The 24,281-nt window shown below is 71.2% G+C and carries 23 protein-coding genes; 10 read left to right on the forward strand and 13 right to left on the reverse strand.

Annotated features, from left to right (window positions below; translation table 11 throughout):
- The 3 genes from ACIREE_RS32735 to glgB form a co-directional block, all read left to right on the forward strand.
- Window positions 1-231 (forward strand): alpha-glucosidase C-terminal domain-containing protein (locus ACIREE_RS32735; protein WP_404160348.1); only part of this gene is annotated, 231 nt, incomplete at its 5' end.
- 3 nt (window positions 232-234) lie between these two features.
- Window positions 235-1,623 carry a maltokinase gene (locus tag ACIREE_RS32740; protein ID WP_404160351.1) on the forward strand — a complete coding sequence of 463 codons (1,389 nt, stop codon included), beginning with the start codon at window positions 235-237 and terminating at the stop codon, window positions 1,621-1,623.
- Between the two features lies 1 nt (window position 1,624).
- The gene (gene glgB / locus ACIREE_RS32745; protein ID WP_404160354.1) at window positions 1,625-3,874 is read left to right on the forward strand and encodes a 1,4-alpha-glucan branching enzyme; all 2,250 of its coding nucleotides are present in this window, start codon (window positions 1,625-1,627) and stop codon (window positions 3,872-3,874) included.
- 28 nt (window positions 3,875-3,902) lie between these two features.
- Here the strand turns inward: glgB and ACIREE_RS32750 are convergent, their stop codons facing one another.
- The 9 genes from ACIREE_RS32750 to ACIREE_RS32790 form a co-directional block, all read right to left on the reverse strand.
- Window positions 3,903-4,649, reverse strand: a complete 747-nt coding sequence (locus ACIREE_RS32750; RefSeq protein WP_404160357.1) for an ANTAR domain-containing protein — start codon at window positions 4,647-4,649, stop codon at window positions 3,903-3,905.
- Window positions 4,650-4,699: 50 nt separating this feature from the next.
- The gene (locus ACIREE_RS32755; protein ID WP_404160360.1) at window positions 4,700-5,395 is read right to left on the reverse strand and encodes an ANTAR domain-containing protein; all 696 of its coding nucleotides are present in this window, start codon (window positions 5,393-5,395) and stop codon (window positions 4,700-4,702) included.
- 126 nt (window positions 5,396-5,521) lie between these two features.
- Entirely contained in the window at window positions 5,522-6,109 is a 588-nt protein-coding gene (locus tag ACIREE_RS32760; RefSeq protein ID WP_404160363.1) for a hypothetical protein, read from the reverse strand.
- A gap of 193 nt (window positions 6,110-6,302) precedes the next feature.
- The gene (locus ACIREE_RS32765; RefSeq protein WP_404160365.1) at window positions 6,303-7,103 is read right to left on the reverse strand and encodes a triose-phosphate isomerase family protein; all 801 of its coding nucleotides are present in this window, start codon (window positions 7,101-7,103) and stop codon (window positions 6,303-6,305) included.
- The gene (locus ACIREE_RS32770) at window positions 7,100-7,597 is read right to left on the reverse strand and encodes a ribose-5-phosphate isomerase (RefSeq protein WP_404160367.1); all 498 of its coding nucleotides are present in this window, start codon (window positions 7,595-7,597) and stop codon (window positions 7,100-7,102) included. The genes ACIREE_RS32765 and ACIREE_RS32770 overlap by 4 nt, the downstream gene beginning before the upstream one ends.
- Window positions 7,598-7,659: 62 nt before the next feature.
- Window positions 7,660-9,429, reverse strand: a complete 1,770-nt coding sequence (locus tag ACIREE_RS32775) for a dihydroxyacetone kinase family protein (protein ID WP_404160369.1) — start codon at window positions 9,427-9,429, stop codon at window positions 7,660-7,662.
- Between the two features lie 20 nt (window positions 9,430-9,449).
- Window positions 9,450-10,898: an SLC13 family permease gene (locus ACIREE_RS32780; protein WP_404160371.1), complete on the reverse strand. Its 1,449-nt coding sequence runs from the start codon at window positions 10,896-10,898 to the stop codon at window positions 9,450-9,452.
- A 139-nt stretch (window positions 10,899-11,037) separates the two neighbouring features.
- Entirely contained in the window at window positions 11,038-12,042 is a 1,005-nt protein-coding gene (locus ACIREE_RS32785; RefSeq protein ID WP_404160374.1) for a 4-hydroxythreonine-4-phosphate dehydrogenase PdxA, read from the reverse strand.
- A 97-nt stretch (window positions 12,043-12,139) separates the two neighbouring features.
- On the reverse strand, window positions 12,140-13,105 hold the full coding sequence (locus ACIREE_RS32790; RefSeq protein ID WP_404160376.1) for a sugar phosphate isomerase/epimerase family protein: 966 nt from the start codon (window positions 13,103-13,105) through the stop codon (window positions 12,140-12,142).
- A gap of 131 nt (window positions 13,106-13,236) precedes the next feature.
- On the opposite strand from ACIREE_RS32790, the gene ACIREE_RS32795 reads away from it, so the two are divergent.
- Window positions 13,237-13,914 carry a GntR family transcriptional regulator gene (locus ACIREE_RS32795; RefSeq protein ID WP_404160378.1) on the forward strand — a complete coding sequence of 226 codons (678 nt, stop codon included), beginning with the start codon at window positions 13,237-13,239 and terminating at the stop codon, window positions 13,912-13,914.
- 13 nt (window positions 13,915-13,927) lie between these two features.
- On the opposite strand, the gene ACIREE_RS32800 is transcribed toward ACIREE_RS32795, so the two are convergent.
- From ACIREE_RS32800 to ACIREE_RS32810, 3 genes are read right to left on the reverse strand one after another with little or no spacing between them, the layout of a single operon-like run.
- The gene (locus ACIREE_RS32800; RefSeq protein ID WP_404160380.1) at window positions 13,928-15,295 is read right to left on the reverse strand and encodes an MFS transporter; all 1,368 of its coding nucleotides are present in this window, start codon (window positions 15,293-15,295) and stop codon (window positions 13,928-13,930) included.
- Window positions 15,296-15,351: 56 nt separating this feature from the next.
- Window positions 15,352-16,272: an amidohydrolase family protein gene (locus ACIREE_RS32805; protein ID WP_404160382.1), complete on the reverse strand. Its 921-nt coding sequence runs from the start codon at window positions 16,270-16,272 to the stop codon at window positions 15,352-15,354.
- A 49-nt stretch (window positions 16,273-16,321) separates the two neighbouring features.
- Window positions 16,322-17,347, reverse strand: coding sequence for an amidohydrolase family protein (locus ACIREE_RS32810; protein ID WP_404160385.1), 1,026 nt, complete (start codon window positions 17,345-17,347; stop codon window positions 16,322-16,324).
- A gap of 197 nt (window positions 17,348-17,544) precedes the next feature.
- Between ACIREE_RS32810 and ACIREE_RS32815 the strand changes: the two genes are divergently transcribed.
- The 5 genes from ACIREE_RS32815 to ACIREE_RS32835 all read left to right on the forward strand — a co-directional run bounded on the left by ACIREE_RS32815 (window position 17,545) and on the right by ACIREE_RS32835 (window position 22,582).
- Window positions 17,545-18,243 carry a response regulator transcription factor gene (locus ACIREE_RS32815; protein ID WP_404160387.1) on the forward strand — a complete coding sequence of 233 codons (699 nt, stop codon included), beginning with the start codon at window positions 17,545-17,547 and terminating at the stop codon, window positions 18,241-18,243.
- A 10-nt stretch (window positions 18,244-18,253) separates the two neighbouring features.
- Complete coding sequence (locus ACIREE_RS32820; protein WP_404160390.1) at window positions 18,254-19,657, forward strand: ATP-binding protein; 1,404 nt, start codon at window positions 18,254-18,256, stop codon at window positions 19,655-19,657.
- Window positions 19,654-20,634, forward strand: coding sequence for a TAXI family TRAP transporter solute-binding subunit (locus ACIREE_RS32825; protein WP_404160393.1), 981 nt, complete (start codon window positions 19,654-19,656; stop codon window positions 20,632-20,634). The genes ACIREE_RS32820 and ACIREE_RS32825 overlap by 4 nt, the downstream gene beginning before the upstream one ends.
- 83 nt (window positions 20,635-20,717) lie before the next feature.
- On the forward strand, window positions 20,718-20,924 hold the full coding sequence (locus ACIREE_RS32830) for a hypothetical protein (RefSeq protein WP_404160396.1): 207 nt from the start codon (window positions 20,718-20,720) through the stop codon (window positions 20,922-20,924).
- A 179-nt stretch (window positions 20,925-21,103) separates the two neighbouring features.
- Window positions 21,104-22,582: a hypothetical protein gene (locus ACIREE_RS32835; protein ID WP_404160399.1), complete on the forward strand. Its 1,479-nt coding sequence runs from the start codon at window positions 21,104-21,106 to the stop codon at window positions 22,580-22,582.
- Window positions 22,583-22,598: 16 nt separating this feature from the next.
- Here the strand turns inward: ACIREE_RS32835 and ACIREE_RS32840 are convergent, their stop codons facing one another.
- Window positions 22,599-23,129, reverse strand: coding sequence for a carboxymuconolactone decarboxylase family protein (locus ACIREE_RS32840; RefSeq protein WP_404160402.1), 531 nt, complete (start codon window positions 23,127-23,129; stop codon window positions 22,599-22,601).
- A gap of 112 nt (window positions 23,130-23,241) precedes the next feature.
- Here ACIREE_RS32840 and ACIREE_RS32845 point away from each other — a divergent pair, with 112 nt between their 5' ends.
- Window positions 23,242-24,162 (forward strand): pirin family protein, encoded by a 921-nt coding sequence (locus ACIREE_RS32845; RefSeq protein WP_404160404.1) that lies wholly within the window; start codon window positions 23,242-23,244, stop codon window positions 24,160-24,162.
- Window positions 24,163-24,281 lie beyond the last annotated feature (119 nt).

Below are 24,281 nucleotides of genomic sequence, written 5' to 3' on the forward strand. Positions count from 1 at the left end.
AAGGACGACCTGGTCCTGTGCGTCCACAACTTCTCCCGCTTCGCCCAGCCCACCGAACTCGACCTACAGATGTTCAACGGCCGCCACCCCGTGGAACTGATCGGTGAGGTCCGGTTCCCGGCCATCGGTGAGCTGCCGTACCTGCTCACCCTGGCGGGACACGGCTTCTACTGGTTCCGGCTGCGTGGCACCGCACTGACGCCGCGCACGGCTCACCACGATTGGACCTGATCCATGACTTCGCCTCTGCTGTCCGAAATTGGTGTCGGTCCCACGCAGGTACCGGCCTCCTCCCTCGCGGCGCTTCTGGCGCGCTGGCTGCCCCGCCAGCGGTGGTTCACCGGACAAGGCCGTGACATCACCGGCGTCTCCGTGGCCGCGGCGACGAAACTGTCGGCCGACTGCTACCACTTGCTGGTGCGCGTCGATCAGCGCGGCTCGTCGGACGGCGCTTATTACCAGGTGTTGCTGGGTGTGGCGGCTCACGTGCCGCCGCGCATGGGGCCGAGCCTGATCGGGGAAGTAGAGGCACGGCCGGGCGAGCGGCTCCTGGTCTACGACGCCGTCCACGACCACCGTGCGGCGATCGTGCTCCTCGAACGGCTCCGCAGGGGCGGCACCATGGGCCACCTGCGCTTCGAGTCGCTGCCGCGCACCTCAGTGCCGTGCGGTCTCACACCGCGGGTCCTCGACGTCGAGCAGTCGAACACGTCGATCGTCTACGGCGACGAACTCATCCTCAAACTCTTCCGCCACATCCAGCCGGGCATGAACCCCGACCTCGAGGTCACGGGGGCGCTGGCGCGGCACGGGTTCACGCAGGTCCCCGCGCCGGTCGGCTGGTTCCAGACCGAGGCGCCGTTCTGGAGCACCCTGGGCATGGTGCAGCCGTTCCTCACCGAATCGACGGACGGCTGGGAACTGGCCCTGCAATCGGGCGGCCGGCGGACGGGCTTCACCGAGGAGGCGTACGAACTGGGGCGTACGACAGGCGAGTTGCACATGGCACTCGCCAAGGCGTTCCCGACCGATATCGGGCCCGTCGACCTGCCGGTACGACAGGCCGACGCGATGACCCACCGACTCCTGCGCGCCGCCGCTTCCGTGGCGGAGCTGCGCCCGCATGTGCAGGCCCTCCAGGAGGTCTACGCGGCCGTCGTCACGGCAGGCGGCGACCCTCCGCTGCAAAGGACCCACGGTGACCTGCACCTGGGACAGGTCCTGCACGCCCAGGGAAGCTGGCACATAGTCGACTTCGAGGGCGAGCCGGCCAAGCCCGTGGCGGACCGCCGCGCCGTCCGGTCGCCGATCGCCGACGTGGCCGGCATGCTCCGGTCCTTCGACTACGCCGCCCAGTCCGGCGCGGTGTTCCTCCCGCACTGGGCCGACCGCTGCCGTGACGCCTTCTGCGCGGGCTACGGCGAGTCGGGCGGCTTCGACCCGCGCGCCGTCCCCGCCGCGCTGCGCGCCCACGAAGCAGACCGCGCCGTCTACGAGGTGGTCTACGAGTCGGTGTACCGCCCCGACCGGATCACGGTTCCCATGACCGCGGTGGCGCGGCTGTGCGCCGCCCGCGGGGCCCGGGCGCCGGGCTCGTCCGACCGTCCCGCAGAGGAGGCCTGACATGTCCGTTGCCGACCCCGTCCTGGAGGCCGACGGCACCCGCCGAGCCGCGCGTCCCGCCCCGCTGGACGACGACGTGCGCGCCCGGCTCCTGGGGGGTGCCCACCACGATCCCCACGCGGTGCTCGGCGCCCACGCGGTGCTCGGCGGACTTGATGTGCGGTGCCTGCGCCCGCACGCGCTCGCGGTGTCCGCGATCGTCGGCAGCAGCGTGTGGGAGCTCCACGACGAGGGCCACGGCCTGTTCGCGGGCCGCATCCCGGACCAGGACTTCGCTCCCTACCGCCTGCGGGTGACCTACCCCGAGGACATCACCGAGACCGAGGACCCCTACCGATTCCCGCCGTCCCTGGGCGAGTTCGATCTCCACCTCATCTCCGAAGGGCGGCACGAGGAGCTGTGGACGGCGCTCGGCTCCCACCTGCTCGAATGCCAGGGAGTACAAGGAACACGTTTCACCGTCTGGGCGCCGAACGCCCGCGGCGTCCAGGTCTGCGGCGACTTCAACCACTGGGACGGAACGGCGCTGCCGATGCGTTCCCTGGGATCCTCCGGGGTGTGGGAGCTGTTCGTTCCCGGGATCGGCGCCGGGGCCCCGTACAAGTTCGCCATCGCCGGGCCCGACGGTGGCCGGTTCGAGCGGGCCGACCCGATGGCCCGCCGGACGGAGACCCCGCCCGCGACGGCTTCGATCGTGACCGACAGCCAATACGTGTGGGGCGACGAGAAGTGGCTGCGGCAACGCGCCGACCGCCCGGTCCACACCAGCCCCATGTCCGTCTATGAAGTACACCTCGCGTCCTGGCGCCCTGGCCTCACCTACTGCCAGCTGGCCGATCAACTGCCCGCCTACGTAGCCGAGTTGGGCTTCACGCATGTGGAGCTCATGCCCGTCGCCGAGCACCCCTTCGGCGGCTCCTGGGGCTATCAGGTCACCGGCCTCTACGCGCCCACGGCCCGCCTCGGCACCCCGGACGACTTCAAGTACCTCATCGACGCACTGCACCAGGCCGGCATCGGGGTCATCCTCGACTGGGTTCCGGCCCATTTCCCGCGCGACGAATGGGCGTTGGCGCAGTTCGACGGGCGTGCACTGTACGAGCCGCAGGATCCGGGGCGTGCGGCGCACCCCGACTGGGGCACCCTCGTCTTCGACTACGGCCGCACGGAGGTCCGCAACTTCCTTGTGGCGAACGCCCTTTACTGGTGCGAGGAGTTCCACATCGACGGCCTGCGCGTCGACGCCGTCGCCTCCATGCTCTACCTCGACTACTCGCGCGAGGAAGGGCAGTGGGCCCCGAACCAGTTCGGCGGCCGGGAGAACCTCGACGCGGTCGGCTTCCTCCAGGAGATGAACGCCACGCTGTACCGGCGCGTCCCCGGCGTCGTCACCATCGCTGAGGAGTCCACCGCCTGGAACGGGGTGACCCGTGCCACCGATCACGTAGGGCCGGATGGTTTCGGTGGACTCGGCTTCGGACTGAAGTGGAACATGGGCTGGATGCACGACTCGCTGGACTACGTGGCGCACGAGCCGGTGCACCGCAAGTACCACCACCACGAGATGACGTTCTCCATGGTGTACGCCTACAGCGAGAACTACGTACTGCCGATCTCTCACGACGAAGTCGTCCACGGCAAGCAGTCCCTGGTCTCCAAGATGCCCGGCGACTGGTGGCAGCAGCGCGCCAACCACCGCGCCTACCTGGGCTTCATGTGGGCCCACCCCGGCAAGCAACTCCTGTTCATGGGCCAGGAGTTCGCGCAGGGCGCCGAATGGTCGCAGGAGGAGGGGCCGCAGTGGTGGGTGCTGGACGACAGCAACCCCGCCCACGGGGATCACCGGGGAGTCCAGCGGCTGGTGGGCGAGCTCAATGAGCGATACGTCTCCCACCCCGCGCTGTGGGAACAGGACGCGTGTCCCGAAGGCTTCGCCTGGAGCGAGGCGGACGCCGCGGACGACAACGTGTTCGCGTTCGTCCGACGGGCCGTGGACGGCAGCCCCTTGCTGGCGGTGACGAACTTCGCCCCGGTGGTCCGCGACGACTACCGGCTCGGTGTGCCGCCCACCGAGACAGGGCAGTGGCAGGAGATCCTCAACACCGATGCGGCACGCTACGGCGGCAGTGATGTCCGCAACGCGGATCCGCTCCCGCAGGAGCCCCTTCCATGCAACGGCTTCCCGATGTCGCTCACCCTGCGGCTGCCACCGCTGTCGACTCTGTGGCTGACCCCGGTGTGCCCTGACTGACGCGGACACCCGACGTATGCGCCGGGTGTTACTCGGTGGCCGTGTTGGACTGCGGAGGGGCGGGGGCGGCGGCGGGGGTGAACCCGCTGTCGATGACGTCCTGCGCCACAGTGCTGAGCAGGACACGGTGCTGCCGGGCGTGGCGGCGCAGGGCCTCGAACGCCTCGTTGAGGGTGATGTCGACGCGGGTCGCGAGGACACCCTTCGCCTGTTCGATGATGATGCGGCTCTGCAGGGCGGTGTGGAGCTGTTCGTTGACGGTGTGCTGTTGACGGATGGTGCGGGCCTGGATCAGGCCGATGGTGGCGGCATCCGCGAGTGCCTGGGCGAGGGCGAGGTCGTCGGCGTTCAGCGGTGACTCTCCCGTGCGGAGCAGGAGGAGGCTGCCGACGTTCTCCTGGCGCAGCCGCATCGGCAGGGCGGTTGCGAGGGTGTAGCCGGCGGCCTTCAGGGCCGGGGTGAACCGCGGGCAGCGTGCGGCGGCGTCGGCCGGGTCCGGGGCGGTCGCCGACCGGGTGGTGCCGTAGGCGTCCAGGGCCGGGCCCTCACCGCAGGCGGCGTCCAGTACGCGCTGCAGCGTCGGGCTGGGGTCGCAGGGCGCGGGGCTGTGCAGTTGGGCGCCGGGGTGGGTGAGGAAGACCGCTGCGGCGGTGACGTCAAGGAGTTCCTGGCAGCGCACCGTCATCTGGTGCAGGAAGTCGATGACGTCGAAGTCCTCCACCAGGGTGTCGGCCAGCTCCACGAAGGTGCGGGCGATGTGTTGTTCCCTGCTCATGGTGTACTCCTTGCCTCCCGCGTACAGCGTGGCCGGCGCGGTGGGCCGGGTCATGTGGTGCCATACGGCAGTTCCCGCTCGATGACGGTGTGGGCGGTGTCCGACAGCGACCGGCCGGAGGCGTAGGCCTGGGCGCGCAACCGGTCCAGGGCCTCGACCAGGGACACCCCGAGTCGCTCGCTGATGACTCCGGTGGCCTGGTGCACCTCGGCCCGGTGCAGGCCCACCGTGCCCGCGCCGCCGGAGCTCTTGCCGGGGTCGCCCCTGTCCGGCCAGCGGTTCAGCAACTGTTGGGCCAGTGCGTCGGCGACCAGCCGGCCCTGCGCGGACTGCTCCGCGGTGAGCGGGCCGGCCGTGCGCCGATAGCCGGTCATCGTGCCCACCTGAGCGGCGCCGATGTGCACGGGCCAGACGAAGAGTGCGGCGATCCCCAGCGCCTCCGCCTCTATGGCGAACTGGGGCCACTGCCGGGCCAGCAGCTGCCCGAGGTCGGGCACTTCACGTGTCCCTGTCTCGCTCTGGAAGAGCTGGCTGGGGCCCTGCCCGAGGACGAACTGCAGGTCCTCCAGGCGCACACTGGTCTCATCACTGAACCACACCAGCTCCTGCCCCTGCCCCTGCCCCAGGGAGATTGCCATTCCGCCGAGGCCCAGGGCTTGCGCGGAGGCAACCGCCCACTGCCGGCGCTCCTCTTCGCTGGCCGCCGCACACAGGCTGTCCAGGAGTTCCTGGACGGTGGAACGCATATCCACACACGCTTTCGTCGGTTTCCCCGAGCGGCGCGGCGGCCGTCGGCTGCACCCACCCACCCAGCGTAGTCGTGACATCACCATCTGGCAGCCGGTAGGCGAGACTGCCTGATGGCGGTTCCGCTACTCCGCGGCGGACTGGGGGGACTTGGCCTTGTCCGGCGTGCTGTAGAAGACCGACGAGCCCTGCTTGCTGCGCTGCGCAAGTCCCTTGGCGACCTGGCCTTCGACCGTGGTGCGCACGACAGGCTTCTTGAAGGACCTGCCGGGGTGCGCCGCGGTGAGCGCCTCCGTCACTTCGGCGGCCGAGCGCGGTTCCGACTGCTGCTTCAGATACTCCTGTACCAGGGCGACCAGCGTGGGCTGCGCACTCGATGCGGCCTTGTCCGCCCGCGGGGCCGGGACTTTGGCGGCGCTCTGCGCGGGCTTGGCCTTGGGCGTGCTGTTCTTCGCGTCGGTCTTCGAGCTCGTCTTCGCGGCGGATGTGCGCTGCGGCTTCACCGGCGCGTCGGCGTTCTCCTTCGAGCCCAGTGCCTGTTGCATGTTCACCAGGATCGCCCGGTCGTCCCGCAGCGAAGTCAACTGGGCCTGGAGCGACTCCAGTTCACCGGCGACCCGCTCCTGTTCCTTGGTGTTGCGGTCGAGGTCGGCGGCGACCTGGGCCGCGTACTGGTTCTTGACACTTGAGTTCGAGGGTTGCGAATCCGACACGAGAGGCTCCTGAGGGTACTGGTGTGATGGTGAGTGATCGGTCGAGACCGAGCAGGGGGCGCAGTCTACGGGCGCGCCTACTGGACTGATCTCTCCAGTGTCCATCGAGTGAACCCTCAGGTGGCTCGTGGGTCTTCACACCGGGCATCGCTGCCGACACGTGCTCGGAACTCGACCGCCTGTTCCCGGCGCGTCAGGCCGCCGTGTCCGCCGTGAGGGTTTCGTTAAGGATCGCCGCGACCGCACGCGGATCGTGGGCGAAGCGGCCGAGGAAGAGGCCGTCCACGTCGGCGCCGAGCCGGGTGAGCAGTCCGGGCTGGGCGCTGCCGCCGTAGATGACTCTGCTGCCGGTGAGCTGTGGGCGGCCGGTGAGGTGGACGCGCAGGGCTCGACAGACCGTGGAGATGTGGTCGGCCGTGGCCGGTTGTGGTGCGCCGATGGCCCACTGGGGTTCGTAGGCGACGACGACAGGTCCGAGCGGGCCGAACGTTGCGGCCGTGGCCAGCAGACGTTCCAGTTCCGCGGTGGTGCGCTCGGCGGCGCCCGCGGGCGGCAACGGGTCGCGCTCGCCCACGCAGAGCACGGGGGTGAGCCCGTTGCGCAGGGCGGCGGCGGTCTTCGCCGCGACCATGGTGTCGCCCTCGCCGTACAGGCGGCGCCGCTCGGCGTGCCCCACCTCGGCGAAGCGACAGCCGATCTCCCGCAGGGACGCCCCGCTGACCTCGCCGGTGTAGGGGCCGCGGTCCTCGGCGGCCAGGTCCTGAGCCCCGACGTGCACACCGGTGCCTGCCAACACCTCACGTACCGGCAGGAGTTCAGGGAACGACGGCAGGACGAACAGCTCGGCCGTGCCGCCGGTGAGAGCCGGGTGGGCACGCGCGACGTCCGCGACACCGCGCGCCCACTCCAGCGTCTGCCGGTGGCCCATGTACATCTTCAGGCTGACGCCGAGGACCGTACGAGCCGTCGGAGGAGACACGACACGAGCCGTCATACGGTGCCTCGCCCGGCCGCGTCGTCGCTCTGGGTCCGCGCCTCGAAGTCGTTCAGGATACGGACCTTGGCGGCGGAGGGCGAGGAGTCGTCGAAGCGGTAGGCCAGCCATTCCGTGGCCAGCCGGCGGGCGAGTTCGAGACCCACGACGCGCTGGCCGAAGGTAAGGACCTGGGCGTTGTTGGACATGACGGACCGCTCGACGGAGAACGAGTCGTGGGCGGTGACCGCCCGGACCCCGCGGACCTTGTTGGCGGCGATGGCGACGCCGAGGCCGGTGCCGCAGACCAGCAGGGCCCGGTCGGCCCGTCCGTCGGCGACGAGCCGTCCCGCGGCCACACCGATCTCGGGGTAGGGGGTGTGGCCGTCGGCGTCGACGCCGACGTCGATGACCTCCGCCACCAGGTCGCTGGCGGCGAGGTCGGCCTTGAGTGCCTCCTTGTACGTGTGTCCGGCGTCGTCCGAGCCGACGACGATCCTGAGCGGGGTGGTCATGGTGGCGCTCTCCTGTGCTGGGCGTGGAGTCATGAGGGAGGGGAGGACGGGGGAGGGGTCGGTCAGTGTTCCGCCGGGGTCTGCGCCGGGAGGAAGAGCCGCTGTTGAACCGTGCGCACGATGAGACCCAGCGAATGCGCTCCAGCGTCGGGAGTGCCGAGGCTGTTGCCCGCGTGGGTGCGGGCGCGTCCGGCGCGGGGCAGCAGATCGGCGGTGCGCGCGGCCGCTTCGGTGGCCGCGGTGGCGGCCTGCGGCCAGGCGACGGTGAGCGGTTCGCCGCGCTCGGCGGCGACGCGCAAGGTGTCGGCGAACGGCACGAGGGCGTCGACCATCGTCTTGTCGCCCACGGCTGCCCCGCCGAGCCGCATGACGGCCTCGGCCGCGTCGGTCGCGCCCGCGGCCACGGTGGTGGGCGTGGCCCGCTCGGTGTCGCCGAGCGCGGCGCCGAGTGCGCGCAGGATGACGCCCCACAGGGCGCCCGAGGTGCCGCCGGCCCGGTCGGACCAGCCGTCGGCGGCCTCCGCCAGCACGGTACCCGCGCCCGCGCCCGCGGCCAGGGCGTCGCGCGCCGCGGCCAGCGCCCCGGCCGATCCGTGCCGCATGCCGATGCCGTGGTCGCCGTCACCGGCGACCGCGTCGATGCGGCCCAGTTCGTCGGCGTGCTCGTCCAGGGCGCGCGCGATGTCGTCGAGGGTGTCGACGACGCGGCCCGCGAGGCGCCGTGAGTCCTGCGTCGCCAAGGGGATCGGCGCCCGGACGTCGGACACCGTGTCGGTGACGGCCGCCTGGTTCCCGTTGTCCGCGCCCTCGGTGGGCGGAGTGGACAGGCTGCCCCGGCGCAGGGCCGGAGCGTCCACCGGAGCCCGCCACAGCGCCTCCAGTTCCGCGTCCAGCCATACGAGGGTGAGCGACAGGCCCGCCATGTCGAAGCTGGTGCAGAGCTCGCCGACCTCCGGGTCCACGACCTCCACGTCGGCTGCGGCGAGGAGTTGCGCGACGCGCCGGTAGACGATGAACAACTCGTCGTGGGTGAGGGCGCCCAGGCCATTGAGCAGCAGGCCCACCCGCTGTCCCGCGGCGTTCTCCACACCGTCGGGCAGCTCGGCGAGCAGCCTGTCGACGAGGCGTTCGGCGGCTGCGTCGGCGGTGGGCGCGGCTTCCTCCGCGATGCCCGGCTCACCGTGGATGCCGAGACCGACCGCCATCCGGCCGTCCGGCACCTGGAAGAGCGGGTCCGCCGCTCCGGGCAGCGTGCAGCCCGAGAAGGCCAGGCCGAAGGTGCGGGTACGGGCGTTGGCGTGTCCGGCGATCCGGGCGACCTCGGCGAGCGGCGCGCCGGATTCCGCGGCGGCGGCCGCGGCCTTGAACACGACGAGGTCGCCGGCGACGCCGCGCCTGCGGTGCGCCTCGTGCGGCGGGCCGCTGGCGACGTCGTCGGTCACGGCCAGGGTGCGGGCCTCGATGCCCTCGGCGGACAGGCGCTGGGCGGCCTCACCGAAGTGCAGGACGTCTCCGGCGTAGTTGCCGTGGGCGAGGAGCACTCCCGCGCCGCCGTTCGCCGCCCTGGCGACCTGCTGGACGCGGTGCGCGGAGGGCGAGGCGAACACCTCACCGACCGCCGCGCCATGGGCCAGGCCCCGGCCGACCAGGCCGGTGAAGGCGGGATAGTGGCCGGAGCCGCCGCCGATGACGACGGCGACCCGGCCGGCGGTCGGTCCGCCGCGGCGGACCACACCACCGGGCACGGCGCGCACCCGGTCGGCGTGGGCGGCGGCGAACCCTTCCAGGGCCTCCTGGGCGAAGGCGTCCGGATCGTTGTGCAGGCGTGTCATGAGTCGGATCTCCGCGTGGATCAGAAGAGTTGGACGACGGCGTCGACGATGAGGATGCTGATCAGGCCCACCACGGCCTGGACGGTGACCAGCAGGCTCCAGGTCTTGAGCGTCTCGGGGACGGTCAGCCCGAAGTACTCCTTGAAGATCCAGAAGGCGCCGTCGCTGACGTGGGAGAAGATCATGGCGCCGGTGCAGGTGGCGAGCACGATCAGCTCCACCGGGGTGCCCGGGTGCTGGGCGAGGACCGGGGTGATGATGCCGGTCGCGGCGGCCACGGCGACGGTGCCCGAGCCGAGCGCGATACGGAAGATCGCGGCGATCAGCCAGGCGAACAGGATCGGGGAGATCGACCAGCTCTGGGTGTTGTCCGCGATGATGTCGCTGAGCCCGATGCCGTTCAGCATGCCCTTGAGCGCGCCGCCCGCACCGATGATCAGCAGCAGGCTGATGACCGGGGTCAGGCCCTTCTTGGTGTTGGCGAGCAGCTGCGTGCCGTTCGAGCCGAGCCGGATGCCGAGCGCCCAGTAGGCGTAGAGCACGGAGACGAGCAGGGCGATCACGGGGTTGCCGATGGCGTCCAGGACCGGGCTGTACCAGCCGTGATCGGGCAGCGCGTCGGGCAGCAGAGTGCCGACGATCATCATGACCGGGGCGACGAGAACGGTGCTGAGGCAGGCGGCCAGCGAGGGCTGCTGGGTGGCGGGTGCCCTGGTCCCGGTGCGGACGGCCACGGCGGTGCCGCCACCGGTCGAGCCGGACGGGCCGGACGGGCCCGCGGTTCCGGTGCCCGTGCCGCCAGCGCCACCGTTGTCACCGAGCAGTTCCAGGGCGCCGTTGTTGCCGGTGATGTTCCACCGGGCGATCAGGCGCGGGAACAGCAGCGCGCCGACCAGCAGGACGGGGACGCCGACGAGGATCCCGTAGAGGATCGTGATGCCGAGGCTGGCGTCGTAGGCCTGCGCGGCCATGACGGTGGCGGGGCCCGGCGGCAGCAGCGCGTGCGAGGTCATCAGGCCGGCCGCCATCGGCAGGCCGACGGCGAGCAGGTTGCGGTTGTACTTGCGGGCGACGGAGAACACCAGCGGCACCAGCAGGACGAACGTGACCTCGAAGAGGTTCGGCAGACCGATGATGACGGCGGCCAGACCGATGCTGAGCGGCATCCAGACCGCGGCGCGGTTGCCGACGAGTACGTCGGCGATGCGGTCGGCGCCACCGGAGTTGAGCAGCAGCCCGCCGAGCACGGTTCCCATGGCGATGACGAGTCCGGTGACGGACAGTGTGGAGCCGAAGTTGTCCGTGACGGTCTCGACCGTCTTGGTGGGTCCGAGGCCGTTGGCGAGGCCGAGCAGCAGGGTGGAGATCAGCAGGGCGATGAAGGGGTGCAGCTTCGCCTTGGCTATGAGCAGGACCAGCAGGGCGACGGCGAGGACGCCGCTGGCGAGGATGTACAGGGACGAGTGCATACGTCCTCATCTCGTCGTTGAGAAGGAGGGAAGTGTGGGGCCCGCGCGGGTGCGGGCGGCCGTCGGCGGGGACGGCGCGAAGGGGCGGACACCGGTGGCCGGTTCCGCCGCGGAGGTGCGGGTGCGGCGGCGGATTCCGTCAGGCGCGCGCGAGGCGCCTGGAGGCGATCGTCGCGGCGATCTCGAACGCGTTGCGGGCCGAGTTGGTATCGGCGACGCCCTTGCCGACGATCTCGAACGCGGTGCCGTGGGCGGGGGTGGTGACCGGCACCGGCAGGCCGCCCTGGATGGTGACGCCGCCGTCGAAGCCGAGCAGCTTCATCGCGATCTGGCCCTGGTCGTGGTACATCGTCACGATGCCGTCGAAGAGGCCGTCGCGGCCCTTCAGGAAGATCGTGTCCGCCGAGAAGGGGCCCTGGACGTCGATGCCCTTCTCCCGTGCGGCGGCTACGCCGGGGGCGATCTCGTCGATCTCGTGGCGGCCGAAGATGCCGTTCTCCCCGTTGTGCGGGTTGAGCGCGGCCACGCCGACCCGCGGCGCCTCGATGCCGGAGTCGCGCAGCATCTCCTCGAACATGACGACGATCTCGGTGACACGGGCCGCGGTGACGCGGTCGGCCACGTCCGCCATGGGGATGTGCGAGGTGATCCGGGAGGTCCACAGCTGGGGCAGGACGTTGATCTCGGACGTCGGCCCGGAGTACTGCATGATGTCCGCGAACCAGCGCAGTTCGTCCTCGGCGTGCATGCCGGCCTCGTGCAGAGCGGCCTTGTTCAGCGGCATGAAACAGATGCCGTCGACCTCGCCGGCCTGGGCCAGCTGGACGGCGAACTCCAGCGCGGACTTGGTCCAGGCCCCGCACTCGACGTCGACGCGGCCGGTGACGGTGGGCAGGGGGCCAGGCCGCTGCGGGTCGCGCAGTACGGGACGGCCGGGGCGGCTGTCGTCGGGGGCGTCGGCGACGTCGACCTCGACGCCGGCCTGGGCCGCGGCCCGGTCGAGCTCCTCGCGGGAGGCGATGACCACGATGTCGGCCAGTCGCTGCGGTTCACCGGAGGCGAGCAGCTTGGCGGCGAGTTCGCCGCCGATCCCGGACGGGTCACCCGGCGTCAGGGCCAGCGTGGGACGGTGTGCTTCGGACATGAGCAGGTGCTCCTTCGTACGGTTGCGACGTTACGACGCTCGGGTGCGGGTGTGCGGAAACTGAGACGTTGTCCACACGGAGAGGGAGGGCCGGGCCTCAGGGCCGGGGGCCGACGCCCGGAGTCTGGGAGAGAAGGCGGCGCAGGTACTCGCGGTTGGTGGCGCTGACGCTGAGGCCGTCGCCGCCGTAGTGCTCCACGCAGAAGGCGCCCCGGAAGCCGTGTTCGACGGCGTACCGCAGGGCGTGCCGGTAGTCGATCACGCCGAACTCCATCGGCGCGGGGAAGGTCAGCACCGCGCCGGTGCCCGCGTCCTCGGCCCGGAAGTAGTTCTTGACGTGCCAGTAGTTCGCGTACGGGAGGGTCTTCTCGACCATGACGCGGGCCGCTTCGACCGGCCGGTGCAGCCGCTGGAGGTTGCCCAGGTCGGGGTTGAGCCCCACCCGGGGGTGGTCCACGTCGCGCACGAACCGGACGGCTTCGTCGGCGGTGCCGAGATACGTGTCCTCGTACATCTCCAGCGAGACGTCCACGCCCACGCTCTGTGCGTGCTCGCCCAGTTCGCGGATACGGGCGACGGCAAGGCGCCACCTCTGAGGGTCGTCGGGGTTGCGCGGCCCGGGGGCCGTCCAGAACCACAGCGCGTCGCGCTGGGCCGGGGCCAGTGCCTCGAAGAATCCGAAGGAGACCACCGGGGCGCCCAGCTCGGCGGCGGTGTCCACCACCCGGTGGCTGTAGGCGAGGTTGTCGGCGCCGTGCACGGGGTCGATGACGCTGCGGCGGGCCGTGGAGAGCGCGGGGACGACGAGGCCTGCCTCCTTCACCGCGCGGGTGAAGTCCTCCCGGCGCGCGGCGGACAGGTCCGCCACCCGCAGCCAGGAGTCGGTGGGGTCGACGTGCCGGAATCCGGCCCCGGCCACCTCGCGCAGTGCGTCGGCCCAGACCTGCGGGTCGGCGTCCTGGACCGAGCCGCCGTCCGGGGTGGTGCCCGCGAACTGCAGCATCGCGGCGGCGATCGGCCACTCCTCCCAGCCGGGAGTCGGGCGGGAACCAGCCTTGCTCATGTGCGCTCCAGCGTGGCGGAGCGATGACGGGCACTCCGCGATAGATAATTTTCTATAGAAAATTAGCCCGCCTGCCGTAGTGCGTCAACACCTGATTGACTTCGAGTGGGAAGACCTGAGCGAGGAGAACCATGCAACTGCCCGACCCGCCGCCGTTCCTCAATGGACGGCAGGTCCTCACCGACGGTGTCCACGAGGCACTGCTCGCCATGCTCGTGGACGGCTCGCTCCAGCCCGGCCAGCCGCTGCGCACCGAGGCGCTGGCCCAGCATCTGCAGGTCTCGGCGACGCCGGTGCGCGAGGCACTGGCCCGGCTCGAGGCGACCGGCATGGTGCGCCGGCTCGCCCGGCGCGGCTACCGGGTCGCCGACGTGCCCACCCGCGAGGAGATGGCGCAGTTCGTGGAGTTGCGGCTGCTGCTCGAACCGGCCAACGCCGAGCGGGCCTGCGCCCGCGCCGACCAGGCTCTGGTCGCATCGCTGGCGCAGACCGTGGAGACCCAGCGGACGGCGCCGACGGGTCCGAACTACGCGAACTTCAAGGACTTCCTGCAGGCCGACTGGGCGTTCCACAGCCTGATCGCCGCCAACACCGGCAACCCGTTCCTCGAGCAGGTCTTCAACTCGTTCAACGGTTACATGCAGCGCTACCGCGCCTTCGACCAGCACGTCATCAGCGACGCCAGGGAAAGCTGCGCAGAGCACTCGGCGGTCCTCGACGCCTTCCGGTCGGGCGCCCCCGAGGAGGCGGGCGCGGCGATGCGCGGCCACCTGGAGAACCTGCTGGCGCGGGTCCGCTCGACGGAGTGAACCCGCACACCGGTCAGCGGGCGGGCGCCTCGACAGCCGCCGCCTGCCGCTGAGTTGCGGCCGGCCGGGCCTGGCGGGTGCGGGGGCCGAAGAGGGCCAGGACGATGGCGCCGACCATCCACGTACCGGCGATGAAGTAGAAGACGCTCCGGTACCCGTGGCTGGTGTAGAGCGCCGCGACGATCAAGGGTCCCGCGGCGTTCGAGAGCCGGCCGAGCCCGTAGGAGACGCTGGTGCCAAGGGACCGGCCGGCGGTGTCGAAGAGTTCGGGGGAGTAGGCGTAGGCGAGGGCGGTGTAGCCCCGTTCGAAGAAGTTCACCAGGAAGCCGAACACGATGATGAAGACGGGGTTGAACGTGAGCCCGTACAACAGACCGCACACCGCGATGACCGCACCGAACACGGCGATCGACCACTTGCGCTCGAACCGGTCCGTGACCAAGGACGCCAGGTAGGAGCCGAGCGGCGCGCCCACCGTGGTGAGGGCGACGTAGAAGACCGACTTCTCGACGCTGAAGCCCTCCTTCGCCAGCAGGGTCGGTGCCCAGCTCGAATAGCCGAAGAAGCCGATGGTCTGGGTCACCCACAGGACCGTGAGCAGCAGGGTCGGAAGCAGGTACTTCCTCTGCAGGAGCAGCTTCAACGGCGCCTTCCGGGCCGGGACTTCGGCCACCGGGGGCGCCGGCTCGGGGAGCGGTCCGTGCTCCGCGGCGACCCGCGCCTCGATCTCCCGCAGCACCGCGTCGGCGCCGGCGTGGTCGCCGCGGCTCGCGAGCCAGCGTGGTGACTCCTTGAGGTGCCGGGTGAACAGGACGAGCAGGATGCCGAGGGAGCCCCAGAGGTAGACCAGCCGCCATGACCAGTCGCTGAGCGGGACGACCAGACTGGCGATGAGGTTGGTGACCGGGGTGCCGCAGATGCCGATGACGATGGCGTAGGCCTGGTACTTGCCGCGGACCGCCGCCGGATACATCTCGGAGACGTAGACGACGGCCACGACGGTCATCGCCGACAGGCCCGCGGAGGTCAGGACCCGGAACACGCCCAGCGACACCAGGTCCCAGGAGAACACCGAGGCGAACGAGAAGAGGGCGAAGAAGAACGTCGTGTACAGCAGCGCCCGTTTGCGTCCCCAGCGGTCGGCGACGGCTCCGCCGGCGATCGAGCCGATGAACATGCCGACGAACGACAGCGAGGTGACATAAGCGACCTGGTCGACCGTGATGCCCCACAGGTCGACGAGTTTCGGCGCGGTGGTGGCGAAGCTGTTGATGTCCGCGAACTCGAAGAAGTACGCGAACGAGACGGCGAGCAGCGTGAGTTTGTGGAACCGGCCGATGGGGAGCCTGTTGAGCCTGTTCAGCGCATTGGAGTGGTACATGGTGACGCCTTTGTCAGATGCAGATGCAGGTGGGTCGGGTGAGCGGCGTGCGGACCTCAGCTGTCGGCGCCGGGCCAGTACAGGCGCATCGGGTTGTCGACGAGGAGCTTGTGGCGCTGCTCGGCGGTGACCGCCACGTGCGGTATGTGGTCGACCAGGAGCCCGTCGTCGGGCATGTGGTCGGTGAGGTTGGGGTGCGGCCAGTCGGTGCCCCACAGCACGCGGCCGGGGAACTCCTCGACCACGCGGCGGCCGAAGGGGACGACATCGGTGTAGGCGTGCCGTTCGCCGTCGAGGGCGGCGGGCCCGGTGACCGAAAGGCGCTCGGGGCACGTCACCTTCACCCAGACGTCGTTGTCCGCCACGAAGCGCAGGAAGCGGGTGAACTCGGGGCCGTCCACGGGCTTGCCGACGTCCGGCCGCCCCATGTGGTCTACGACCAGGGGAGCGGGCAACGAGGCGAAGAACGACTCCAGTTCGGGCAGATCGGCACTCTCGAAGTAGAGGACGATGTGCCAGCCCAGCGGGGCGATCTTCCGCGCGATCGTGCGCAGCGCTTCCTTGGGCGAGGTGTCGACCAGGCGCCGTACGAAGTTGAACCGCACGCCGCGCACACCCGCCGCGTCGAGCGCGCGCAGCTCGCTCTCGCCGATGTCCGGCGCGACGGTGGCGATGCCGCGGGCCCGCTCGCCCGCGGCGCGGACGGCGTCGAGCATGGCGGCGTTGTCCGTACCGTGACAGGTGGCCTGCACGATCACATTGCGGGCGATTCCCAAGTGATCGCGGAGCGCGAAGAGTTGGTCCTTGCCGCCGTCGCAGGGCGTGTACTTGCGCTCGGGCGCGAAAGCGAACTCGGCCTGGGGTCCGAAGACATGACAGTGGGCGTCGACGGCTCCGGCCGGCAGCCGGAACGTGGGCTCGGACGGGTCCTGATACCAGTCCAGCCAGCCCGGGGTCTTGGGGGAGAGGGTGCGCACAGCTCTGTACTCCTATGGGAGAGAGGGGAGTTGGGAGGTGTCGGAGCCTTCAGCGGCCCTGGCTTTTGAGGAGCGCGTCCAGGCGGGGATACACGGCGCGGGCGTTGTGCTCCTGGACCGCCGACAGATCGTCCGCGGGCAGCCCGGCCGCCTCGGCGTACCGGAGCGTGTCGTCGAAGTGGTGGCCGGTGCACGGGTCGACGGACCGGACGGCGCCGATCATCTCGGAGGCGAAGAGGATGTTCCTGGTGGGAATGACGTCGTACAGGAGGTCCGAGCCCGGCTGGTGGTAGACGCAGGTGTCGAAGAAGACGTTGCCGAGGACGTGCTCCTCCAGCGGCGGCTTGCCGAGCGCCATCGCCAGGCCGCGGAACCGGCCCCAGTGGTAGGGGACGGCCCCGCCGCCGTGCGGGATGATCAGGCGCAGGGTGGGGAAGTCGGCGAACAGGTCGCCCTGGACGAGCTGCATGAACGCCGTGGTGTCGGCGTTGAGGTAGTGCGCGCCCGTGGTGTGGAAGGCCGGGTTGACGCTCGTACTGACATGGACCATCGCCGGGATGTCGTACTCCACCATCTTCTCGTAGACGGGGTACCACGAGCGGTCGGTGAGCGGCGGGGCGGTCCAGTGGCCGCCCGACGGGTCCGGGTTGAGGTTCACTGCGACCGCCCCCAACTCCTCGACGCAGCGCGTGAGTTCGGGGACGCACGTGGCCGGGTCGACGCCGGGGGACTGCGGGAGCATCGCGGCGGGCGCGAACCGGTCGGGGTACAGCCGGGCGACCCGGTGACAGAGGTCGTTGCAGATCCGCGCCCAGGCCTGCGAGGTCGCGAAGTCTCCGACGTGGTGTGCCATGAACGAGGCGCGCGGTGAGAAGACCGTCAGGTCGATGCCGCGTTCGTCCATCAGCCGGAGCTGATTCGGCTCGATGCTCTCGCGCAGCTCGTCGTCGCTGATGTGCGGGCCCCGGCTGTCGGGGGCGAGGGCGCGATCGGTGAGCGAGGCGATCTGCCGTTCGCGCCATGCTCCGAGCGCCGGCGGTGCGGTCGTGTAGTGACCGTGGCAGTCGATGATCATTGTGGTGTCCTTCGGTGTCCGGCTTGTCGTCGTCGACCGCTGCAGCCTGACCCCGCCCGCACGGCGCGGTGAGTGGCCCGCGCACGGACCTAACCGTCCCTTAACATTCCGGCCCGAGAAGCGCTCAACGGCGCGTGGTCTACATTCGGAGGCGGAGCGGTATCCGCACAGACACCGCTGATGGGAGGCGGGAAACGGTGCAGATTCTGCTGGCCGAGGACGATGACGGGGTGGCCGGAGCGCTGCTCGAGGTCCTCTACGACCATGGCCATGTCACCCGGCGGGTCACCCATGGCAGGGACGTCCTGACCTACCACCGCAGCTCCGATCTGCTGCTCCTCGATCTCGGCCTGCCCGACATGGACGGCCTGGACGTGCTGCGTTCCCTGCGGGCGGTCAGCGACCTGTCGGTGGTCGTGCTGACCGCGCGCGGCGACGAACGTTCGGTGGTGCGCGGGCTGCGGCTCGGCGCCGACGACTACCTGGTCAAGCCGGTACGCCTCGCGGAACTGCTCGCGCGGATCGAGGCCGTCACCCGGCGGACCACGGCGAAGAGCGCCCCTTCGGCGCGCACGGTCCACGTCGGTGACGTGGAGATCGATCTCGACGCGCGGCGGGTCCTGGCCGGCGGGGCGGACGTCGGCCTTACCACCAAGGAGTTCGACATCCTCGCCGTCCTCGCCGTACGCGCCGGTACGGCCGTCAGCCGCGAGCAGGTCCTCGACGAGGTCTGGGGCGACGCCCACCACGGTGTGTCGCGCTCGCTCGACGTGCACCTCACCCAGTTGCGGGCCAAGCTGGGCCGCCCCGATCTGCTCACGACGATCAGGGGCTTCGGCTACCGCTTCGGCGACGATCCGAACTCCGGCGTGCCCTCCGCCGACTCGGCGAACTGAGGGCCGACGCGTGCGCAACCGGGTCCAGGCCGCGCTCCTCGCGTTCGTGGTGCTCGCGGTGGCCGCGTTCGCCGTCCCGCTCCTCGTCTTCGCCGCGTCGGACCGTACGCAGGAACTGGTGCTCGCCCGCTCCTCCGACCTCGACCGCTTCGCGTCGCTCATGGGCCAGGCCGCCACCACGGGGGACACCTCCGCGGTCGTCGCCGAGGCGCGGCGCTACACCCGGCTGTACGGGGAAGCGCTCGTCGTCACCGACGCGCGTCACAAGCCTGTCGTCGAGACCGGCGGCATGCGCGCCGCCGACCCCGCCGTGGCCCGCCTGATCGACGAGGCCCTGCGCAACCAGACCGCCCACCCGACCGCCTCGCTGCACCCCTGGTCGCGAGGGCACCGGATGTTCGCCGAGCCGGCGGGCACCGGCACCCAGGTCTACGGGGCCGTGGTCCTGCGGGCTTCCGTGCGGACCGCGGCGCACGACATCATGTGGCGCTGGGCCGCCGTGCTCGCCGCCGCGGCCGTGGTCGCCCTCGCCTGCACGGCACTTGCCCGCGCGGTCACCCGCTGGGTGGTCAGGCCGCTGCGCCGCCTCGACCGCGCGGTCGGCCAACTCGCCGCGGGGCTTCCCCCGGAACACACCGATGCCACGGGGCCGCCCGAACTGCGCCAGCTGGCGACCGGGTTCAACCGCATGGCGAGCACCGTCATCGAGGCACTGGAACAACAGCGCCGGCTCGTCGCCGACACCTCCCACCAGATGCGCAACCCCATGGCCGCGCTCAGGCTGCGCGTCGACGCCCTGCACACGCATCTGCCCGCGTCGGCGACCCGTACGTACACGGGAGTCACGGCCGAACTCGACCGGCTGGAAACACTGCTCGACGACATGCTGGCACTCGCCACCGCGGAACACCGGGCCGGTGAACTGACCATGACCGACGACCCGTACGACCACTGCGACGCGGCGGCGGTCGCGGCCGGCCGGCACCGGCTGTGGGAGCCGCTCGCCCACCGCGCGGGGACGCACCTCACGACGCGGGCCGCCGACCCGGTCCCGGCCGCCTGCACGGACCACGAGCTCGCGCAGATCATCGACACCCTCCTCGACAACGCCATCAAATACGCGGGTGACGGCGCCGGGATCACGCTCCGCTGCACGGCCGAAGGCCCGTTCGCGGTCCTCACGGTGACGGACGACGGGCCCGGCCTGGACGCCGCGGAACTCGCCCGGGCCACGGAGCGGTTCTGGCGCGCGGGCCGCCAGAGCGGCACGGCGGGCACGGGGCTCGGCCTCGCCATCGCCGAGCGGCTGCTCGCGGGGCGCGGCGGCCGCCTGGAGCTGCGCCCCGCGAGCCCGCGAGGCCTGTGCGCGCGGGCTCTCGTGCCGCGGGCCGAAGAAGAAGGCGGAGCTTGGTGAACCGCCGCAGCGTCCTGCGCGCCGCGCTCGGCACGGCGTCCGCCGCCGCCCTCGGGGGCACCCTCGCGGGCGACGTCTCCGGGCGCAGCCGCGGCCCCGGCGGCGTGCTGCGCCTGGCGACCGGTGAACCGACGGCGTTCTACGAAGCCTTCGGCCGGCTCCTGGCCGATGAACTCGCGGCGGCGCATCCCGGCTTGAGCTGCCGTGTCCGTACCACCGCGGGCAGCGTCGACAACATCGAGCTGTTGCGCGACCGCCGGGTCGATCTCGCGCTCGTCCTCACCGCCACCGCACGGGACGCCGCGGGCACCGACCTCTTTCCCCGGCCCGTGCCGCTGCGGGCGATCGGCAGGGTGTACGAGACCTATCTCCAGTTCGCGGTGAGCGCCGACTCGGGCGTGCGGACCATGGCCGACCTGGCCGGGCATACCGTCTCCCTCGGCGCCCCCGGGTCGGGAGCGGCCGTGTTCGGGGAGCGGCTCCTGCACGCCGCGGGCCTGGTGGCCGGGGCGGACGTCCGGGTGCGGCACCTGCCGCTCGACGACGCGGCCCGCGCGATCCGGGCGGGGTCCGTCACCGGGCTGCTCGTGGCGGGCGGCGTGCCCCTGCCCGCGCTCAAGAAGCTCGACGAGCGGCCAGGGCTGCGCTTCCTGCCGCTGGCCGAGCTGCTGCCCCGGCTCGGCGGCCGTGAGGGGCGGGCCGGCGCGGGCCTGGAGCAGGTGTCGCTGCCGCAGGGCGCGTACCGGCAGGCGGGCGGCGTCGCCACCATCGGCGTGTCCAACCTCCTGGTGTGCCGCCCCGACCTCGACCGGGAGGTGGCCGGCGCGCTCACCCGCCTGCTGGTCGGGTGCGCGACGTCACTCGTTCCCGGCAACGCCGTCGGCACCCAGTTCCTCGACGTCCGCAGCCTCATCGGCACCGGCAGCATCGCCCTGCATCCAGGGGCGCTGGCCGCCTACCGCTCGCTGCACGGCTGACCGCTCGAACCCGGGCGGCACGTGACCTGCGGGGCTCGTAACGCTATGGCCTCGCCTTCACGCCGGGCGCTACAGTCCTTCATATGTCCACCACATATGCGTGCGGCACTGGCAGATCGGCTCATGAGCTCAACGAGCAGATCCGAGGCCTGATGCTGCGCTCCGGTGGACGACTCACCTCGGACCAGCGGCGCGAGTACGAAGCGCTCATCGCCGCGTGGGCGGCCGCCGTACGCACCGAGAGGGCCAAGGGCGTCGAGGGCGTCGAGGGCGTAGAGGGGGAGGGCTGACGGCTCCAACCGGTAGGGCGTCTGCGCGCCTTGCGGTCGATGGCGTAAAAACGCCGTACATCGTGCGTGGGAGTACGTGCGCGGGGGCGCGGTGGGAAGGCGAAGTGCTTCGCGGGACGGGCTGTCGGGCTCGTCTCCCGGTCCAGCCGCTCCGGGCGGCGTTCTCCAGGGAGTGAGCCATGCCGCAGCCGACCGCGTTCCGTGACTTCGGCGCCCTGCGCTTCGGCAGCCGGGCGCAGTTCGAGCCCGCCCGCCTGGAGCGCGTGTGTGGGGAAGTGCGGACCAGCGGGGTGCACGACCTGTATGTCGTGGCGCACGGCGCCCACAACGACGAGGCGGTCAGTGGCGCCGTCGACGACGCGTTCCGGCGCATGCTCACGGACGCGTGGGGCGATGCCGCGGACCGCCTCGGATTCCTCGGCGTGCACTGGCCCTCGCTGTGTTTCAGGGACGAGGGGGTCCCCGGTCTCGAGGAGCCGCGGGAGGCGAAGGAGCGGGAGGACCGGCCTGGGGTCAGCCGGGCCACGGCCGACGACCTCCACCGTCAACTGCCCGACAGCGAACGCCCGTTGAACGAACTCATCGACCTGCTCAACGACCGGCCGGCCCGCGACACCGCGTTCGACGACCTGGGGAGCGCCCTGCGCCGTCTGACGGAGATCCGGTTGCAGGACCCGGTCGCGACGTTCGCGGCGGACATGGAGGGCGAGGTGCTGCCCCAGGCCGACCCTCTCATGCTGTTCGAGGACACGAGGACGGTGTGCTCCGAATTCGCGGGCGCGCTGCGGGACTTGCGGAGTTCCCTGGAGGCGCGGGTGGGAGCGCCCGCCCGCCACGAGAGCGGCGTCGACGGTTCCGCCGTGTCCGACGAAGGGACCCTCGTGGAGAGCCGGGCGGCAGGCCCGCGTCCGGCGCGTCCGCTCAGCGAGAGGGTGCACAGGGCGGGCACGGTCGCTGCCGGGGGGCCGCTGGGGGAGACGGCCCGCGTGACGGACTTCGCCGAACTGTGGACGGGGGCCCATGAGCTCTTCCGGCAGGTCGTGCGCCATGTTCTGCGCCGCAGGGCGGGGCTGATCGGCGAGGAGGGCCTGGGCCCCTGCCTGCCGATGCTGGCGGAGGGCAGCGAGGTCCGCATCCACCTCGTCGGGCACGGGCTCGGCGGCAGGCTGGCCGGGTTCGCGCTGCGCGGTCTGGAGACAGGAACGGAACCGGTCACGCTGTCCTCCCTCACCCTCCTGCAAGGGGAGATGTCGCACTTCGCCTTCGCCGACAGCCTGCCGCAACAGGTCTCAGGGCACGGGGCGCTGTGGAGCAAGCGGCGACTCGTGCAGGGCCCGCTGCTCTGCACCTTCTCCCATCTCGACTCCCACCTGGGCGTGTTGTATCCACTGTCGACCCAAATGATCGGCGACTCCGCCGAGTTGGCCACCTCCGCGCGGAAATGGGGTGCGATCGGCTTCGACGGCATCCAGGGCATCGACGGGCCGCCGCCGGTCGACCTGAAGGACGTGGCCGAGCAGGATGCGCGGAAGGCGCCCTACGTGAACGTGGACGCTTCCGAGGTGATCCGCTCCGACGGGATACCCATGGGCGGGCACCACCAGGTCTTCCACCCCGAGATCGGACGGCTGCTGAGGCGCGCGGCGGAGAGTGCGTGACGCAGTGCGCCTGACGTCAGTCGCGCGGGGCGCGGACCGGGTGCTTGCTGAGGATGGAGACCCGGTTGAACGCGTTGATGGTGATCGCCACCCAGATCACCGCGGAGATCTCGTCGTCGGTGAGGCTCTGCCGCGCCGTCGTGTAGGCGCTTTCCTGTGCGGCGCGGTCCGCGGGGACCGTGGTGGCCTCGGCGAGGGCGAGCGCCGCGCGTTCCCGCGGCGTGAACAGGTCGGTGTCGCGCCATGCGGCGAGCGTGCCGAGGCGCTGGGTGGTCTCGCCGGCCCGCAGCGCGGCCCGCGTGTGCACGTCGAGGCAGTAGGCGCAGCCGTTGATCTGGGACACGCGCAGGTTGATCAGTTCGACGAGGAGGCGATCGAGCCCGGCGTCCGCGGCTGTCGCCCTGACCGCCTCCGACGTCTGCGTCAGCGCGTGGTACGCCTTCGGGCTCTGCTTGTCGACGAAGACGCGCCGCCGAGCCGGGGCCGGGGCCGGGGCCGCATCCGGGGCCGCATCCGGTGCGGGGTGGTCCGGTGCCGTGTCGCTCAACGTGGTCTCCTTCGGGGGCCGTTGCGGAGCCGGGTTCGCTTCGCGATGCGCTCGGCCTTATGATCGTCCATGATTGTTGAATGTCAAATTACTTGGGGTGGGAGGGGCAGGGATGAGCGACGCCGCCGAGGTGCTCACCGCTCGGGACGTGCCGCTGGGCGGCCCGCGCGCCATGACCGTGCGGCGCACGCTGCCGCAGCGGGCCCGGACGCTGATCGGAGCCTGGTGCTTCGTCGACCACTACGGCCCCGACGACGTCGCCCGCACCGGCGGAATGGACGTGGCGCCGCATCCGCACACCGGGCTGCAGACGGTGAGCTGGCTCTTCAGCGGGGAGATCGAGCACCGCGACAGCATGGGCAGCCACGCCATGGTGCGGCCCGGCGAGCTGAACCTCATGACCGGCGGCCACGGCATCAGCCACACGGAGGTCTCCACCCCCGACACCACCGTGCTCCACGGCGTCCAGCTCTGGGTGGCCCTGCCCGACCGGCACCGGCACACCGACCGGGACTTCCAGCACTACGTCCCGGAGTCCGTCCCGATCGACGGCGGCGGCGACATCAGCGTCTTCCTGGGCTCGCTGGCCGGCGCGACCTCTCCGGTGCGCACCTTCACCCCGCTGCTGGGCGCCGAGCTCCTTCTCGCCCCGCGCGCGAGCGTCACCCTCGGCGTGGACCGCGCTTTCGAGCACGGCCTCCTCGTCGACCGGGGCGAGGTCACGATGGCCGGGACCCCGCTGCGCCAGGCCGAGTTGGGCTACGTCGCGCCGGGCAGCGACACCCTGACCCTCACCAACGAGACGGACGCGGCCGCGCGCACGATCCTGTTGGGCGGGCCGCCCTTCGGTGAGGAGATCGTCATGTGGTGGAACTTCATCGCGCGGTCGACGGAGGAGATCGCGCAAGCCCGTCGGGACTGGACGGAGGGGGAAGGGCGGAGATTCGGCGAGGTGACGGGGTACGACGGCGACCCGCTGCCCGCTCCGGAGCTGCCGAATGTTCCCTTGAAGCCGCGCGGGAACAGGCGCTGAGCTGCGCGAATGATGATTTTTGGGCGATCGCGCGGGCAGGCTCCGGGGCTTCCCTGTGCGTGTCTTCACTGGTGCTTGGCGGCATGGTGACCGGCTGGCTGGGGAGGCTGGTCTGGAAG

Origin of the sequence: Streptomyces sp. NPDC102467 (assembly GCF_044765445.1) — a bacterium.
Lineage (GTDB): Bacteria > Actinomycetota > Actinomycetes > Streptomycetales > Streptomycetaceae > Streptomyces.

Bases quoted from the DNA above. Each gene is read 5' to 3' on its own strand.
- ACIREE_RS32830 (WP_404160396.1), top strand. From the start codon at position 20,718: ATGTCCACCACATATGCGTGCGGCACTGGCAGATCGGCTCATGAGCTC.
- ACIREE_RS32770 (WP_404160367.1), bottom strand. From the start codon at position 7,597: ATGACCACCCCGCTCAGGATCGTCGTCGGCTCGGACGACGCCGGACAC.
- ACIREE_RS32775 (WP_404160369.1), bottom strand. From the start codon at position 9,429: ATGACACGCCTGCACAACGATCCGGACGCCTTCGCCCAGGAGGCCCTG.
- ACIREE_RS32845 (WP_404160404.1), top strand. From the start codon at position 23,242: ATGAGCGACGCCGCCGAGGTGCTCACCGCTCGGGACGTGCCGCTGGGC.
- ACIREE_RS32835 (WP_404160399.1), top strand. From the start codon at position 21,104: ATGCCGCAGCCGACCGCGTTCCGTGACTTCGGCGCCCTGCGCTTCGGC.
- ACIREE_RS32750 (WP_404160357.1), bottom strand. From the start codon at position 4,649: ATGAGCAGGGAACAACACATCGCCCGCACCTTCGTGGAGCTGGCCGAC.
- ACIREE_RS32780 (WP_404160371.1), bottom strand. From the start codon at position 10,898: ATGCACTCGTCCCTGTACATCCTCGCCAGCGGCGTCCTCGCCGTCGCC.
- ACIREE_RS32800 (WP_404160380.1), bottom strand. From the start codon at position 15,295: ATGTACCACTCCAATGCGCTGAACAGGCTCAACAGGCTCCCCATCGGC.
- ACIREE_RS32755 (WP_404160360.1), bottom strand. From the start codon at position 5,395: ATGCGTTCCACCGTCCAGGAACTCCTGGACAGCCTGTGTGCGGCGGCC.
- ACIREE_RS32785 (WP_404160374.1), bottom strand. From the start codon at position 12,042: ATGTCCGAAGCACACCGTCCCACGCTGGCCCTGACGCCGGGTGACCCG.
- ACIREE_RS32740 (WP_404160351.1), top strand. From the start codon at position 235: ATGACTTCGCCTCTGCTGTCCGAAATTGGTGTCGGTCCCACGCAGGTA.
- ACIREE_RS32765 (WP_404160365.1), bottom strand. From the start codon at position 7,103: ATGACGGCTCGTGTCGTGTCTCCTCCGACGGCTCGTACGGTCCTCGGC.
- ACIREE_RS32795 (WP_404160378.1), top strand. From the start codon at position 13,237: ATGCAACTGCCCGACCCGCCGCCGTTCCTCAATGGACGGCAGGTCCTC.
- ACIREE_RS32790 (WP_404160376.1), bottom strand. From the start codon at position 13,105: ATGAGCAAGGCTGGTTCCCGCCCGACTCCCGGCTGGGAGGAGTGGCCG.
- ACIREE_RS32810 (WP_404160385.1), bottom strand. From the start codon at position 17,347: ATGATCATCGACTGCCACGGTCACTACACGACCGCACCGCCGGCGCTC.
- glgB (WP_404160354.1), top strand. From the start codon at position 1,625: ATGTCCGTTGCCGACCCCGTCCTGGAGGCCGACGGCACCCGCCGAGCC.